General features: G+C 57.7%; 17 protein-coding genes. 7 read left to right on the top strand and 10 right to left on the bottom strand.

Annotation, left to right across the window (positions count from 1 at the left end; genetic code table 11):
• Nucleotides 1–11: 11 nt before the first annotated feature.
• Nucleotides 12–461 (top strand): pseudoazurin, encoded by a 450-nt coding sequence (locus KZO34_RS05900; protein WP_219474311.1) that lies wholly within the window; start codon nucleotides 12–14, stop codon nucleotides 459–461.
• Nucleotides 462–688: 227 nt separating this feature from the next.
• On the top strand, nucleotides 689–1462 hold the full coding sequence (locus tag KZO34_RS05905) for a substrate-binding periplasmic protein (RefSeq protein ID WP_219474317.1): 774 nt from the start codon (nucleotides 689–691) through the stop codon (nucleotides 1460–1462).
• 136 nt (nucleotides 1463–1598) lie between these two features.
• Here the strand turns inward: KZO34_RS05905 and KZO34_RS05910 are convergent, their stop codons facing one another.
• The 3 genes from KZO34_RS05910 to KZO34_RS05920 all read right to left on the bottom strand — a co-directional run bounded on the left by KZO34_RS05910 (nucleotide 1599) and on the right by KZO34_RS05920 (nucleotide 3983).
• Nucleotides 1599–2792, bottom strand: a complete 1194-nt coding sequence (locus tag KZO34_RS05910; protein WP_219474322.1) for a multidrug effflux MFS transporter — start codon at nucleotides 2790–2792, stop codon at nucleotides 1599–1601.
• A gap of 170 nt (nucleotides 2793–2962) precedes the next feature.
• Entirely contained in the window at nucleotides 2963–3343 is a 381-nt protein-coding gene (locus KZO34_RS05915) for a ribbon-helix-helix domain-containing protein (protein WP_219474324.1), read from the bottom strand.
• Between the two features lie 70 nt (nucleotides 3344–3413).
• Complete coding sequence (locus tag KZO34_RS05920) at nucleotides 3414–3983, bottom strand: DJ-1/PfpI family protein (protein ID WP_219474327.1); 570 nt, start codon at nucleotides 3981–3983, stop codon at nucleotides 3414–3416.
• Between the two features lie 268 nt (nucleotides 3984–4251).
• Between KZO34_RS05920 and KZO34_RS05925 the strand changes: the two genes are divergently transcribed.
• Nucleotides 4252–4503 (top strand): hypothetical protein, encoded by a 252-nt coding sequence (locus KZO34_RS05925; RefSeq protein ID WP_219474330.1) that lies wholly within the window; start codon nucleotides 4252–4254, stop codon nucleotides 4501–4503.
• A 286-nt stretch (nucleotides 4504–4789) separates the two neighbouring features.
• On the opposite strand, the gene KZO34_RS05930 is transcribed toward KZO34_RS05925, so the two are convergent.
• Both KZO34_RS05930 and ald read right to left on the bottom strand, forming a co-directional pair.
• The gene (locus KZO34_RS05930; RefSeq protein WP_219474333.1) at nucleotides 4790–6178 is read right to left on the bottom strand and encodes an alanine/glycine:cation symporter family protein; all 1389 of its coding nucleotides are present in this window, start codon (nucleotides 6176–6178) and stop codon (nucleotides 4790–4792) included.
• A gap of 49 nt (nucleotides 6179–6227) precedes the next feature.
• Nucleotides 6228–7352: an alanine dehydrogenase gene (gene ald, locus KZO34_RS05935; RefSeq protein WP_219474337.1), complete on the bottom strand. Its 1125-nt coding sequence runs from the start codon at nucleotides 7350–7352 to the stop codon at nucleotides 6228–6230.
• Between the two features lie 189 nt (nucleotides 7353–7541).
• On the opposite strand from ald, the gene KZO34_RS05940 reads away from it, so the two are divergent.
• Together KZO34_RS05940 and KZO34_RS05945 are read left to right on the top strand one after the other, a co-directional pair.
• Nucleotides 7542–8030, top strand: coding sequence for an Lrp/AsnC ligand binding domain-containing protein (locus KZO34_RS05940; RefSeq protein WP_374706517.1), 489 nt, complete (start codon nucleotides 7542–7544; stop codon nucleotides 8028–8030).
• Between the two features lie 17 nt (nucleotides 8031–8047).
• On the top strand, nucleotides 8048–8146 hold the full coding sequence (locus KZO34_RS05945; protein WP_257900332.1) for an SEC-C metal-binding domain-containing protein: 99 nt from the start codon (nucleotides 8048–8050) through the stop codon (nucleotides 8144–8146).
• 173 nt (nucleotides 8147–8319) lie between these two features.
• On the opposite strand, the gene KZO34_RS05950 is transcribed toward KZO34_RS05945, so the two are convergent.
• The 3 genes from KZO34_RS05950 to rho all read right to left on the bottom strand — a co-directional run bounded on the left by KZO34_RS05950 (nucleotide 8320) and on the right by rho (nucleotide 10634).
• A complete protein-coding gene (locus KZO34_RS05950) occupies nucleotides 8320–8625 on the bottom strand; it encodes a hypothetical protein (protein WP_219474345.1) in 306 nt (101 codons plus the stop codon).
• A gap of 116 nt (nucleotides 8626–8741) precedes the next feature.
• The gene (locus KZO34_RS05955; protein WP_219474348.1) at nucleotides 8742–9632 is read right to left on the bottom strand and encodes an alpha/beta fold hydrolase; all 891 of its coding nucleotides are present in this window, start codon (nucleotides 9630–9632) and stop codon (nucleotides 8742–8744) included.
• A 90-nt stretch (nucleotides 9633–9722) separates the two neighbouring features.
• Nucleotides 9723–10634, bottom strand: coding sequence for a transcription termination factor Rho (gene rho / locus KZO34_RS05960; protein WP_308318776.1), 912 nt, complete (start codon nucleotides 10632–10634; stop codon nucleotides 9723–9725).
• Between the two features lie 179 nt (nucleotides 10635–10813).
• On the opposite strand from rho, the gene KZO34_RS05965 reads away from it, so the two are divergent.
• On the top strand, nucleotides 10814–11494 hold the full coding sequence (locus tag KZO34_RS05965; protein WP_219474354.1) for a flagellar basal body-associated FliL family protein: 681 nt from the start codon (nucleotides 10814–10816) through the stop codon (nucleotides 11492–11494).
• A gap of 88 nt (nucleotides 11495–11582) precedes the next feature.
• Here the strand turns inward: KZO34_RS05965 and KZO34_RS05970 are convergent, their stop codons facing one another.
• The gene (locus KZO34_RS05970; RefSeq protein ID WP_219474357.1) at nucleotides 11583–12149 is read right to left on the bottom strand and encodes an OsmC family protein; all 567 of its coding nucleotides are present in this window, start codon (nucleotides 12147–12149) and stop codon (nucleotides 11583–11585) included.
• Nucleotides 12150–12306: 157 nt separating this feature from the next.
• On the opposite strand from KZO34_RS05970, the gene KZO34_RS05975 reads away from it, so the two are divergent.
• Nucleotides 12307–13341: a GlxA family transcriptional regulator gene (locus KZO34_RS05975; protein ID WP_219474360.1), complete on the top strand. Its 1035-nt coding sequence runs from the start codon at nucleotides 12307–12309 to the stop codon at nucleotides 13339–13341.
• A 56-nt stretch (nucleotides 13342–13397) separates the two neighbouring features.
• Here the strand turns inward: KZO34_RS05975 and KZO34_RS05980 are convergent, their stop codons facing one another.
• Nucleotides 13398–14165 (bottom strand): TIGR01458 family HAD-type hydrolase, encoded by a 768-nt coding sequence (locus KZO34_RS05980; protein ID WP_219474364.1) that lies wholly within the window; start codon nucleotides 14163–14165, stop codon nucleotides 13398–13400.
• Nucleotides 14166–14170 lie beyond the last annotated feature (5 nt).

Here is a 14170-nt window from a genome sequence, read left to right on the forward strand (position 1 = left end):
GTGAAGCCAGTATGAAACCAATCTTCAAACACGGTTTAGCCGCAGTTGCACTGACACTGATTTCCGGCACCGCGATGGCAGCCGAACATGTTGTCGAAATGAAAAACGCCGGCGCTGACGGTGCCATGGTTTTTGAGCCCGGGTTCTTGAAGGCTGAACCGGGTGATACCGTCAAATTTGTCCTCACCGATCCCGCCCATAACTCGGTCTCTGTCGAAGTGCCAGAGGGTGCGGAAGGTTGGCAGGGAGCCATCAATAAGGAGATTACGGTAACACTCAATGAGGAAGGCGTGTATGTCTACAAATGCACTCCTCACGCCCCATTGAATATGGCCGGCGTCATTCAAGTGGGTGAACCGGTGAATTATGATTCTGCGAAAACCGCCGTCGATGAAGTGACCGCCGCAGCCGCGACGAACAAAGATCGGCTGGTCGGATATCTCGAACAGGTCGAGAAATAGTCCACCCCACCCAGTCGCGGCCACAAGGCCGCGGCCTTCTCAATTGACCTTATTAAAAGGGTAGCCACAAATTGGATATTGGTGGCCTCCAGCCTAACTTAGCGATTGGGCCGGGATTGTTTCTGGGACTATAATAACGTTGTCGATAACAGACTGGGCGTCCGAGACGTCGATTGTCAGTCTCCGGTTACGCACTGTCGAGACCAATTACTTTTGAGTGCATCCGGATGAAAGTTGGCGGTTTTTTCTTATTCTTCCTGCTTCTCTGTGCTCAGCCTGTCCGCAGTGATGAGTCATCCAGCCATCCGTTGGTTTTCTGCAACAGCCATTGGCCCCCGTATAGCTATGGCGATACTAACGGTCGTGCTATTGGCGGATATGCGATTGATTTTATGGAAGAGATATCACGGCGAACAAAGCAATCCCTGGACCTGCGGATCCTTCCCTGGCTCCGGTGCCTGCAAATGGCGCAAGATGGCGATGTTGACGGCATTATGCTGCTCACCGAGAACGAGGAGCGAAAGCAGTTCCTCCTTATGAGTGGCCCGATCATCTCGGATGCCAACCTGCTTTGGTACCGAAAGGACAGCCCGCACGCCCGTTCGAGGTTGACCTTCGCTGATTTGCAGGGGCTCAGAATAGGCGTGGTGACAGGTTTCAATTATGGCGAGCCGTTTAATCAGGCGGTGGCTCATTTGAACCTGACTCTGGATGAGGGGCCTTCCATTCAGAGCAATTTCAAGCGACTGGATCGTGGCTGGATTGACGTTGTTCTGGTTAACCGTATGGCCGCAAATTATTCACTTCACGACTACCCCCTTTTAAGAGCCCGCGTGATCTCAAGGGACGGGCCCTTTGAGCCTGCCGGTTTCCGAATAGGGCTGGCAAAAGCCGGGCGTGCTGCCCATTTGTTGGCAGATATCGATAATGCGATCGCCGATATGCGCACGGATGGCACTATTGACCGAATAATGCTCGAAAAGCCATTCGAGTACCGCTGATGTAACGGCAAGCCTCGATAGCTCTACCCCCCTGAGGACAGGCTTAAATACTGTCTAATTGATTACGTCGATAGCCCCAAGGGTTGGTTCAATTCCCCTCCCCCAAACAAGATTGACCATCCTTGCATCAAAATTGTTACAGACCGGCTGCTCTCTCCTCGGCAACCGCCCGTGGTGCGCCCAGGGCGAGCAGAACCGCGCCCGTTGAACAGGCGAGCATGGACATGACAATGGTCGGCAGCGTTGGATCCCCGGACACCGAGGAAAGGGTGCTGATGGCCCCCGCAATGGTGAACTGGGATGCGCCCAGCAGGGCCGCCGCCGTGCCACTGAGCTGAGGAAAAAACTCCATGGCGTTGGCCATATTATTGGGCACGATGCCGCCCTGACAGCCAATTGCGACAATGATGCAGCTCGCCACCAGCCAGAGTGACCCCTCGGAAAAAACCGTTGTCGTCAGCACGATCAGAGCCAGCCATTGAGCGATGACCTGGGCGCGCACCAGCTGCACCGACGCAAACTTTCTCAGCAGAGGACGATTCACCAGGTTCAGCCCCGCCATGAAGGCAATATTGGCGGCAAACAACACAGCAAAGGTGCCGTTGGATAGGCCGTACCATTGTTGATAAATGAACGAGGAATGAGTAATGAAAAGCAGCATGGTACTAAAGCAGAGCACCTGGATACCGATAAACCGCATTGTGGTCCTGTGCTTCATTACCAGCAGGTAGTTTGTCACAAGGGTACGAACCGGAGTGGCTGTCCGTGGCCTTGGCTGCAGCTTCGGGAAAAGGGCCAGATTGAGAATCAGGACAAGGAAGACGGCATAGCCGGCCAGCATCAGGAATATCCACTGCCACTCGCCCAGCGCCAGCATCAGCGACCCCAGAGAGGGCGCAGCCGCCGGGGCGATGAACATGATCAGCCCGATGAGCCCGAACAATCGAGCAGCATCCTGCCCGCTGACCTCGTCGCGAACGATGGCCGGCACCGATACAGCGCAGAAGGCCCCGCCAACTCCCTGCACGACACGCCAGACCATCAGCTCAGACAGGGTTTCTCCCAGGGATACCAACATTGCACCGGCAGCAAAGATCAACAGCCCTCCGACAAGCACGGGCTTACGGCCATACCGGTCGGACAGGGGCCCGCCAACCAATTGCGCCAGACCGAGCGTGGTGACATAGGCGCTGAGCGTCAGCCCCACGTGCCCATGATCAATACCCAGACTGTCGGCGATGTCCGGGAACGCGGGCAAGTAAGCGTCGAGCGCCAGTGGCCCGATTGCCACCGTCATGCCCAGCAGGATGGCCAGGTGCAGGTGCGACAAGGGAGATCTCCACAAAAGATAGAATCCTAACCATACGGTGTCATCCCTTATCGGACCATGCGTATTATCAGAAATCTTAAAGGATCGCGCCGAATCGGGGATCATCGGTGTCCAGCGCAAGCGACGCCCCAAGGGGACAAAAACGGGGTGTCGCGGTATTCAGTTCGACGTCAGTGCTTTGCTTTCGTCACTACGTCCGGCATGGCCGCTTCACCGGTCGTGCCGGCCAGAATTCGGTCAGCATCCAGTGAAGCAATCGGTACCCGGGCGTCCCTGGGGACGTCGCCGCTCAGTTGCAGCTCAAGGTAGCGGAGCGCACACACCCGAAGGAAGGACGTGAAGTTACCAAGATCATGGCCGGCATCAATGGATTCGTGGTACAGCCGGGTGATCATCTGCGGCAGGTTCATGCCATCCCGTTCGGCCAACTCGGCCAACACCTGCCAGAAGGCGTTTTCCATCCTCACACTCGTTACCATGCCATCAATACGCAGGGAGTGGGTCCGGCTGACCCAAAGCTCGGGATCGGCGTTGATGAAGAGCTTGCACATGACGACCTCCCTGGAAGCGATGGAGAGTGATGGAAAGTACTGAGGGGCCGGTGGACTGGCCCCGGTTGCGTTACTGGTCCAGCAACTTGAAGAACTGCGCCAGCCAGGCCGGGTGGGCGGGCCACGCGGGCGCTGTTACCAGATTAGCATCGGTGACCGCCTGATCAACCTCGATACCGGCGAAGGTTCCGCCGGCCAGTTCCACTTCCGGCTGGCAGGCCGGGTAGGCCGAGCACTTGCGGCCTTCGAGAACCCCCGCGGCGGCCAACAACTGGGCACCGTGGCAGATCGCCGCCACCGGCTTATTGGTCTCGAAGAAATGACGAACCAGCTTCTGCACCTCCTTATTCAGGCGAAGGTACTCCGGGGCGCGACCGCCGGGCACCACCAGCGCGTCGTAATTAGCCGGGTCCAGCCCCTCGAAATCCGCATTCAGGGCAAACCGATGGCCCGGTTTTTCGGTGTAGGTCTGGTCGCCCTCGAAGTCGTGGATGGCTGTCGCCACGGTGTCGCCCGCTTTCTTGTCCGGGCACACGGCATGAACCGTATGGCCCACGGCCTGCAGTGCCTGGAAGGGCACCATGGTTTCGTAGTCTTCGGTGAAATCACCGGTGATCATCAGAATCTTCTTCCCGCTCATGGCTGTCTCCTTGTGCTTGTTTTGTGCGTTTGGAAACAGTAGCAGCGGCAGTGATTAAGCGGGTATTAAGGGAGTACTACAGATCTCACAGCGCAAGCGCTTGGAAGAGGCCCCCATAACCGGAATACCCCACTACCTCAGCAGGCGGTTCAGGGTCGAAAAAAAAGCCTTCCCGTTAGAGGAAGGCTTTTTCTGAGGCGCAAAGATCAAATTGCAGGCTTGTCGCGTTTCAGCACCTGCCCTTTTTCGCCTGGCCCGGTGGGCAGAAATGGCCACCAGACTTCCGGTAAGACCGGCGATCGTCATAATCATAGTCATGACGACGGCGATCATGTTCGCGATAGTATTCTCTATCATGGTCTCTGGTGGTAATGGCTGTTCCCGTTGCCGCACCGACGGCACCGCCGAGAATAGCACCGTCCCTGCCACCTACCTCGTTGCCGATGGCAGCCCCAATGGCTCCGCCAATACCGCCACCCAGCGCGGCGTCGGCTGTGTCATCCGCAACGGCACCCAATGAGGTGGCACTCAGAGATAGAAAAACGAGCAGTGATTTCATGTTCATTGATGTAAATCCCATTGTTCAGGTGGTCTGACCTGCCCGGTATGACGGGTAGGAATCCAGTGGCTCCATCGTCCCATCAGTCACATACCAGGTTTGTGAACCACTCCGAGACTATCAGAAATACACGCGATGCCACCCTTACCTTTTATTTATATTTCAACATGTTACAAAGTGTAAAGGGGGCAGACTGACCCTCCTGAAGTCAATCCGCCCCCTTTTGATCCTGCGTCAGCGTCTGGCCTCAGGAACCGGCTCCCGGGGATTCCACGGGCACACCCTGCGTCTGGCGCTCAAAGTAATCCCGCGTCAGCCGGAAGACCACCGGGCTGAGGGCAATGATGGCAATCAGGTTGGGCAAGGCCATCAGCGCATTCAGCGTATCGGCCACCAACCAGACAAAATCCAGGCTGAGAACCGCGCCGAGGGGAACGGCGAGGATCCACAGCACCCGAAACGGCTTGATCGCCCGGGTGCCGAACAGGAACTCCACGCATTTCTCGCCATAGAACGACCAGCCCAGGATGGTGCTGAAGGCGAACAACGCCAGCGCGATGGCGACCAGATAATTCCCGACCCCCGGCAAGGCAAGACCGAACGCCGCCGAGGTCAATGCCGCGCCGGACTCGCCGGAATCCCAGATTCCGGAGGTGACAATCACCAGGCCGGTGACCGAGCAGACGACGAGGGTGTCCAGCAGGGTACCCAGCATGGCAATCAATCCCTGGCGAACCGGGTCCCGGGTCTTGGCGGCCGCATGGGCGATGGGGGCAGAGCCCAGGCCGGCCTCGTTGGAAAACACACCACGGGCGACACCGAAGCGAATGGCCGCCCAAACGGCCGCCCCGGCAAAACCACCCTGCGCCGCGTGCCCTGAAAACGCACTCTCAAGGATCAGCGCCATGGCCGGGCCGATCTGATCGGCATTGATGGCAAGCACCACCAGACCGGCCAGGATGTAGGCGACGGCCATGAACGGCACCAGTTTGCCGGCCACTGAGCCGATGCGCCGGATTCCGCCCATCAACACGGCTCCCACCAGCACCATCACCACCAGGCCGGTCGCCAGTTCGGGCACGCCAAAGTTGGTTTCGATGACCTGGGCAACGGAGTTGGATTGAACCGTGTTACCAATACCAAATCCGGCGACGGCACCAAAGATCGCAAACGCGGAACCCAGCCAGGCCCAGCGCCGGCCCAGGCCGTTCTTCAGGTAGTACATCGGGCCCCCGACGTGGTTGCCCTCCTCATCCACTTCGCGGAACCGCACGGCCAACACCGCTTCCGAATACTTGGTGGCCATACCCACCAGAGCGGTCACCCACATCCAGAAAAGCGCGCCCGGGCCGCCGAGGAACACCGCCGTGGCAACGCCCGCAATGTTCCCGGTGCCAACCGTGGCCGCCATGGCGGTCATCAGCGCCTGGAAAGGCGACACCTCACCGGTCTGCTCGTCATCCTTACCGACCTTGACGCCGCCGGCGAGCAGTTTGAACCCGGTGCCGATGCGCAGGATCGGCATCAGTTTCAGGCCAAGACTCATAAAAAAGCCCACGCCCAGAATGAGAATGAGCATGGGCCAACCCCAGACGATGGCGTTGATGTCCCCTAATACAGAACTCACAGAATCCATTGGATCAATACCTCTTGTTGTTGTCGTATGGTGCGTAGAGCGTTAAGGATCAGTGCATCAGTGCCAGCCCCTGTTCCGGGGTCACGGATTCGATACCCTGGGCCGCGCCCACCGACGGGCAGGTCAGCACGCCATTGACCACATTCAACCCGTTCAGCAGCCCCGCGCTGTCCGCCAGTGCCCGGGGAGCCCCTTTGTTGGCGATCTGGAGGACATAGGGCAGCGTGGCGTTGTTCAGGGCGTAACTGGAGGTTCGGGCGACCGCGCCGGGCATGTTGGCCACGCAGTAATGAACCACACCATCCACAATGAAGGTGGGCTCGGCGTGGGTCGTCGGCGTTGAGGTTTCAAAGCAACCGCCCTGGTCGATGGCCACATCCACCACCGCCGCGCCGGGCTTCATTCGGGAAATCAGTTCGCGACTGACCAGCTTGGGCGCGGCCGCTCCCGGGATCAGCACACCACCAATGACCAGATCCGCCTGCGATACGGCGTCCGCAACGGCCTTCGAGGACGAAAACAGGGTCTGCACCCGGTTGCCAAACACCGCATCGAATCGGCGCAACACGGAAATGGAGGTGTCCAACACAGTGACACGGGCGCCCATTCCAACCGCCATCTGGGTGGCATTGAAGCCCACCACGCCGCCGCCAATTACCACCACCGTGGCCGCGTTCACACCGGGAACACCACCGAGCAGCAGCCCCCGACCTTCCCGGGAGCTCTCAAGGCAGTGAGCGCCGGCCTGGATGCTCATACGGCCCGCCACTTCCGACATGGGCGCCAGCAGCGGCAATGCGCCGTTACTGTCCGTCACGGTCTCATAGGCGATGCAGGTAGCGCCGCTGGCCAGGAGGTCTTTGGTCTGAGGTACGTCCGGCGCCAGATGCAGGTAGGTAAACAGCGTGTGGTGAGGCCGCAGCAGGGACCGCTCGCTGGCCTGTGGCTCCTTGACCTTGACGATCATCTCCGCCTGTTCGAAGACGGCTTCGGCCGACGGGACCAGCCTGGCGCCTGCTGACTCGTATTGTTCATCGGTAAGATCGATACCCGCGCCGGCACCAGTCTGCACCACCACCGAATGGCCCTGGGCAACCAGCTCATGGACCGCCTCTGGCGTCAGTCCAACCCGGAATTCATTGTTTTTGATCTCTTTGGGTACACCCACAATCATAGGCATTTGCTCCTGTCGGGCAGTGAATGAACGCGACCCGCGGGTCACGCTGACGTTTTAAAGTCTAAAGAGGGCCGACAGGATAAAATCCCGAATAAAACTACTAATTCACGATTTGATCCTTTTGTTTTCTCAACTACAGTATTTTCTTCTATTTCGGCGAAACATACTGGTATGAGGAGCAACGCCATGCGGAAACTGGATCGTATCGACCTGGCCATCCTGGATGAGCTGCAGAACAATTCGAAGATCACCAATCATGAGTTGTCCAACCGGGTGAACCTGAGCCCGACGCCCTGCCTGGAAAGAGTCCGGAAGCTCGAACGGGACGGCTATATCAAGAACTACCGTGCCATCCTCAACGCCCGGAAATTGGGTATCGGCCTCACGGTGTTTGTCGAGATCAGCCTGACCCGAACCGGACCGGACGTGTTCGCACAGTTCAAGGAAGCGGCCATCGACGTTCCGGAAGTCCAGGAGTGCCACCTGGTGTCCGGCAATTTCGATTACCTGATCAAGGCCAGGGTGGCGGATGTCGAACACTACCGTTCGCTGTTGGGCGCAACCATCCTGGCGCTGCCGGGGGTGAATGATTCACGGAGCTACATCGTCATGGAGACCGTGAAAGAGGGGCAGGTACTGAGCATGAAGAGTGTTATGGAGCATACCGTCGTCTGAACGAGCTCACCGCTGTCCTGAACAAAGGAGGAACGGTTACCACGGCGAAATCGCCCTCCCGCAACGACGTCTGCACCTGCGGCAGCGGCCTCAAATTCAAGAAGTGCTGTGGCTGACAACAGCCGGGGCACAGAGGGCAATGGCTATGATTGTTTGCGGGGTTGAGCTGACGGGCAGCGATGCGGTGGTAGTTTGTTGAGGGCGTTTCAGGAAACGACTTTTATTGCTGCCTATGTGGGGCAGCTGCAAGGTCGTTGAGCCGGCGAGAGGCTATTCTGGTCACTAACCTTCAGCTTTCCCGGACAGTGGAGATACCGTCAATCTCGGTCACCGTTTTGGCATCGGCCCGCTCAATGATTTTCAGCAGGGTGGATTGGATCGTTTCGTCTTCGCGGGCATCACCGCCACTTACAAACGTCTGCTTCTGGGGATCCGCACCCGCTTCCTCGGTATAGGAAATCACAACCTCGCTGGCTGAATCCGGCGTTTTGCCAAAGTCCGCTTTACCAAAGTACTCCAGCGAAACCAACGGATAGCCGTGAAAGCCCTTCTTAACCTGCTTCGCAATACGCTTCTTTGCTTTATCCACATTCATAGTAAGGGCCTGTCGCTGCGGTTGTAATCTGAGTGTATATCAGCACCCAGTCGATACCATTCACCAATTCTATGCCCTTAACCCCATCCAAAATAGCTCTGCCCCGGTTTTTACTTTCACCGGAAAGCCCGGGCCAGGAAATCAAGCTGGTCCTCGATGGACTGCTCCAGAGCCTCGCCCTGATACACATCAAAATGACCGACCGGATAGTGCTTCACTTCCGCGTTCGGCATTCGCTCGGCCGCCTTGGCGGCAACATTCGCGGGGGCGACCGTATCCTGGTCGCAAATCAACATCAGTGCCGGGCAGGCGACTTTGCTGGCCGACTGGATGGGCCGGAAAAAGGGAAACGTGTAACTCACGCCCGCTGCAACGTAATTCGACGCATTGTCGGCCAGCAAGGGCACATACCCCTCCTGGCAGTCCTCAGCCGTCATCATGCCCAACTCGCCGGGGCGGGCGGCCGAGGCAATATACCGGGGAGACATCCCCAACCCACGACGAAGCCAGTCCACCGTTCCGTACCAGGTCAGGCGCACCGCCTGCATAGGGCCGGCATAATCGACAACACTCATCAAAGACGCCAAACCATCCATCATCGGGCACTGGGCGATGGTGCATCGCACGTTGCCATCCTTTGCCGCGGCCGCAATCACAAGCCCGCCCGAAAACGACGTGCCCCACAGGCAAATGCGTCTCCCATCGATACGATCCAGCTGCCGCACAAAATTCAGTGCCGCCAGCCAATCGGCCACCTCCTTCCGAGCACTCAGCGCCTGCCGTGGCTGACCATCACTTTCACCAAAATGGCGGTAGTCAAAGGCAAAGACCGCATAACCCGCCTTGCAGAAGGCTTCTTTAAACGGTGCCAGACCACTGGCATGAGTCAGCCCAAAACCATGCGCCATCACGACACACGGCAAATTCCTGCTATCGACATCCGGCGTGTAAAGAACACCGCGACAGGTTGTACCGTGACTCGGGAATTCCAGTGGGGATTCGATCATTGCCCGGCTCTCGTATGTGAAGGTTGAGGATCTCAGGATAGCTCATGGATTCAAGGCCAGACCGTAGGATGGCCGGCGATCACCAAATCATCATCCTGGCCCGGGGATGTTTTTCAGAAGCTCGGCATTGGTGGGGTACTTCTCAAGCAGCTCAACCAGCTTTTTTGTGCCCTCTAGCGGTTTGAGACCGCCAAGCGCCCGGCGCAATGCTCTTATTTTGTCTGAATCTTTGGGATCCAACAGCAGCTCTTCACGTCGTGTACTGCTTTTCGAAATATCCAGCGCGGGAAAGATTCGCTGACTCGCAACGTCTCTCGATAAAACCAGCTCCATGTTCCCCGTGCCCTTAAATTCCTCAAAGATAACCTGGTCCATACGGCTGCCGGTATCCACCAAAACGGTTGCCAAAATGGTCAGCGAGCCGCCATTCTCAATGTTTCGTGCCGCGCCAAACAACCTCCGCGGGATCTCCATCGCTCGAGCATCCATCCCGCCAGACATAGTACGACCGCTGCTCTTTCGCTCCGCATTATGCACACGCGCAAGCCTGGTGAGAGAATCAATCACAATCATGACGTTGTGACCCTCGCCCGCTTGTTGGCGGGCGATATCAAGAAGCTCATCGGCAACGCGAACGTGATGAGCATAGCTCTCATCCGAAGAAGAAGCGTGTACCTCAGCCGGGACGCTACGCCTGAAATCGGTGACCTCTTCGGGACGCTCATCTATCAATAACGCGTAAAGTTTAATCTCGGGATACGCCTTTCCCACCGCCTGGCAAATGTGCTTTAAGATCGTCGATTTTCCAGACCCCGGCGGTGCCACGATCAAACCTCGCTGCCCCATTCCAATCGGCGTGATCAAATCCATCGCGCGCACCGTGAGCTGTTCGGAGCCCAACTCCAGGCGAATCCCCGGCGCTGGATTGATAGCCACAGCGTTTAAAAAACGTTTCTGTGGATCAGCTTCGACCTCAACCACAGCTTCGGCTTCCTCAGCCACTGGTTTAGGGTCCTGATTTCGTTTTCGGGTTAAGCTTAATGTCTTTCTCGTCATGATTGTTTGATAGCCCTTGTTTTATAGTATCCAAAAAATAAATCTGTCCCGGTTTTCGGACCTTCGAGCGACGGCTCCACGGGCCCAACGGAGGGAATTCAAACTGCAATCAGGTGACATTGGCAATGAGTGAGACAACCGAGGACAAAACAGCATCAGCGCCGCCACCCGCAAAGAAGGGCTTCAGTGGCTTGCATGTCTTTGGCATTGTCCTGATCACCATCGTTGCCACCGTCGGCGTCGGTTACTGGTGGTTAAGCCACTATGTGTTTCCTGAGAACTTCGAACCCGTAACCCTGAATGCCAGTGAACAGGATTCCCTCAACAATAAACTGAATACTCTGGGCATTGATACCCAAGGCGGCGAATCCGGCCGCCCGTTGCAGCCGGTCCCCTACAGTGAGGAAGGCGCCAGCCGGGAAGTACGCTTTAGCGAGCGGGAACTCAACGGTATGCTGGCCAATAACACTGATCTGGCTCAGAGACTCGCGGTCGACCTTTCGGACGACCTGCTGAGCGCCCTCCTTCTGGTGCCTCTTGACAAGGACTTCCCGGTACTCGGCGGCAGGACCCTACGAGTCAATGCCGGTGTGGAACTCTCCTTTGCCAACGGTCGCCCCCTGGTCAAGTTAAGGGGCGTCAGCCTCATGGGCGTACCCATTCCGAATGCCTGGCTGGGCAACCTCAAGAATGTGGACCTGGTTAACGAGTTCGGCGCCAACCCGGGATTCTGGCAATCGTTTGCAGCGGGTGTGGATTATATCCAGGTTGAGGATGGCCGGTTGCTCGTCCGGCTCAAGGAATAGCGCTGGGCCACCAGAGAAGCCGAGAAAATAGATCTGCCCCCGTTTTCCAGGTGAGTCCGAGACGGGTGTCCCCGCCCCGGACTGGCCCTCAGACCCGCTCAAGGGTTACCGGAACCGGCCGGCATACAGTGTTGCAGACCGGAGAGTGGTCCCTGGCAAACGACAAGAGATCATCCAGCTCCTCGTCGCTGCAGTCAGCCTCAATGTCCATGAGGATACGAATGTTCTCGTAGCCGGCTACAGCCTCGTCATTTAGCGCCAGCAGTCCTTCCAGGTTGATATTGCCCGACAGTCTGGTTGACAGTTTTCGGATGGTGATGCCCCGTGCCGCGGCATGCAGGACCGTGGTGGTGGTAACACAGCCGGCCAGAGCATGCAGGAGAAATTCCACCGGGTTGGCACCTTCGTTATTGCCCAGCAGGATCGGGGGCTCACCATTGGTGAAGACGAAGTCTTCGTGACGGGATTCGTCTTCAGCGCCGGCTCCGTAGAATCCGCGGATGGCAGAGCGATTTTCACCTCCGTCCACCCATTCGTTTCTTGCCCGGAATTCGAACTGCGCGAGGCCTGGGTCGTTTTTCAGGGCTTCAACGGTCTGGCCCATCTGGATCAGATCAAGGCCATTACGGGTCTGAATATTTACTTGTGTGTTCATTTTTCTCACCTTGCTTCGTCGTCTAAAGGGACCCGGCGGACCGGGAGGCGCTCTTTGTGGCGTCTGGGTATACATTAAGGGATCACTGCGTACTGAGTCAGATGGAGTTCTGACAAAAAGAAGGCATTTGTGCCACCAATTGCAGGGAGGATGAAACATGGGCCAACAGCAGAAAAAAGTTCTGATTCTGGCTCTGCCCGAAACGGCAGGTTCGGCGCTGTATGGAATGGTGGATGTGCTTATGGCGACGGGCAAAATCTGGCAGACCCTGGTGGGGGATCCAATTCCATATCAACCGTTTGATGTGCAGATTGTTTCCGTCGACTCGGCGCCATTTCATTGTGGCCATGGCATTCCCGTTGAGCCGGCGTACGCCATTGCGGATGACCCTGCCGCTGATATCCTGATCCTCCCGGAGATCTGGCTGGGGCCCCAAGAAGAGATCGGAGGCCGCTATGAAGCGCTTATGGACTGGATTAAGCTCAGATTCCGTTCGGGTACAACGATCTATTCCGCCTGTTCCGGATCGGTATTACTGGCAGAGAGTGGTTTGCTGGATAACTGCGACGCAACGTCTCACTGGGGTTATCAGGAGCTTTTTCGAACGCACTATCCCCGGGTGCATTTCCGGCCGGAGACCAACCTTGTTTATGCCCACCCCGATGGCCGGTTGGTGACGGCGGGCGGAACGACATCGTGGCATGACCTGGCACTGCATATCATTGCCCGATACGTGGGTATCGGTGAAGCGCTCCGCATTGCAAAAGTGTACCTGCTGAAATGGCACGGAGAAGGCCAACTGCCGTTCACGGGGCTGGTCCGGCAAACACACCATGCCGACTCGGCTGTGCGCAAATGTGAGGAATGGCTCAAGGTGCATTGGCGGGATCCCCGGGCCATTGCCCTGCTGGTAGAGTCCTCCCCTCTGCCAGAGAGAACACTCAAGCGGCGGTTCAAGGCTGCCACTGGTTCCTCAATGATTGAGTACCTTCAGAACCTTCGCATTGAAGCGGCCAAGCGCGCACTGGAACAGGGCAGATTGTCAGTGGAGGAGGTAAGCCTGGAGGCCGGTTACGAGGATGTATCCTTTTTTCGCCGGTTATTCAGGCGCCTGACGGGCCTTACACCTGGCGAGTACCGGCGTCTGTTTCGACCTCTTGTTGAAGAATTGGCGGATCTTTCCGAGGCTTAGGCATTGATCGGAGGAAATAAATCTGTCCCGGTTTTCCATCATGTTAATCCCTCGGTTCATTGAACGTTGAGCCAGTGTGATACCACGGCGGTGATATCGTCGAAAACACCGGCGCCGAGTTCCGCGGCCCGGGCCCCATCCGATTCCTGATACTTGCCCGTTTTCACCAGCGCCGCCTGGAGCCCCGCCTTCCGGGCGCCGCCAATATCCGCTTCCACATCGTCGCCGATCATCAGGCAGTCGCCCGGCGCCAGCCCCATGCTGTCACAGGCCTCCTGGAACATGGCCTCGCCGGGCTTGCCAATAATGGTGGCGTCCACCCCGGCCGCATACTCCAGGGCGCGAATGAAGGGGCCGGCATCCAGGTGCAGACCGTCGGATGCCTTGAAGTAACGATTCATGCCCACCGTCAGCAAGGGCGCGCCTTCCATCAGCAGAGCGAAGGCCTGATCCAGCCGACGGTAATCGAAGCGTTCCCCGGCATCACAGACCACGACCGCATCTGCATCGGAGAAGGAAGCCGGTTCGAACTCTTCCTCAATGTCAGGATGCACCAGCAGCCAGGCTTTCAGCTTCCGGGCCTTCACGTAACGCGCGACTGCGGCCGGTGCCGTCAGCACCTCTTTCTCATTGACCTCGAAACCCAGTTTGCGGAGTTCGTCCAGCACGGCCCGGGAGGGCTTGCGGGACGTGTTGGTGAGAAAGCGGCAGGGCACACCCGCCTCGCGGACCCTGGAAAGGGCGGCCCGGGCGCCGGTGACGGCCTCTCCCCCTTCGTGGAGCACACCGGAAATATCGAGACAGAATCCCTGGGGTTTTGGCATGGCCA

The organism is Marinobacter sp. F4206 (assembly GCF_019392195.1).
Lineage (GTDB): Bacteria > Pseudomonadota > Gammaproteobacteria > Pseudomonadales > Oleiphilaceae > Marinobacter.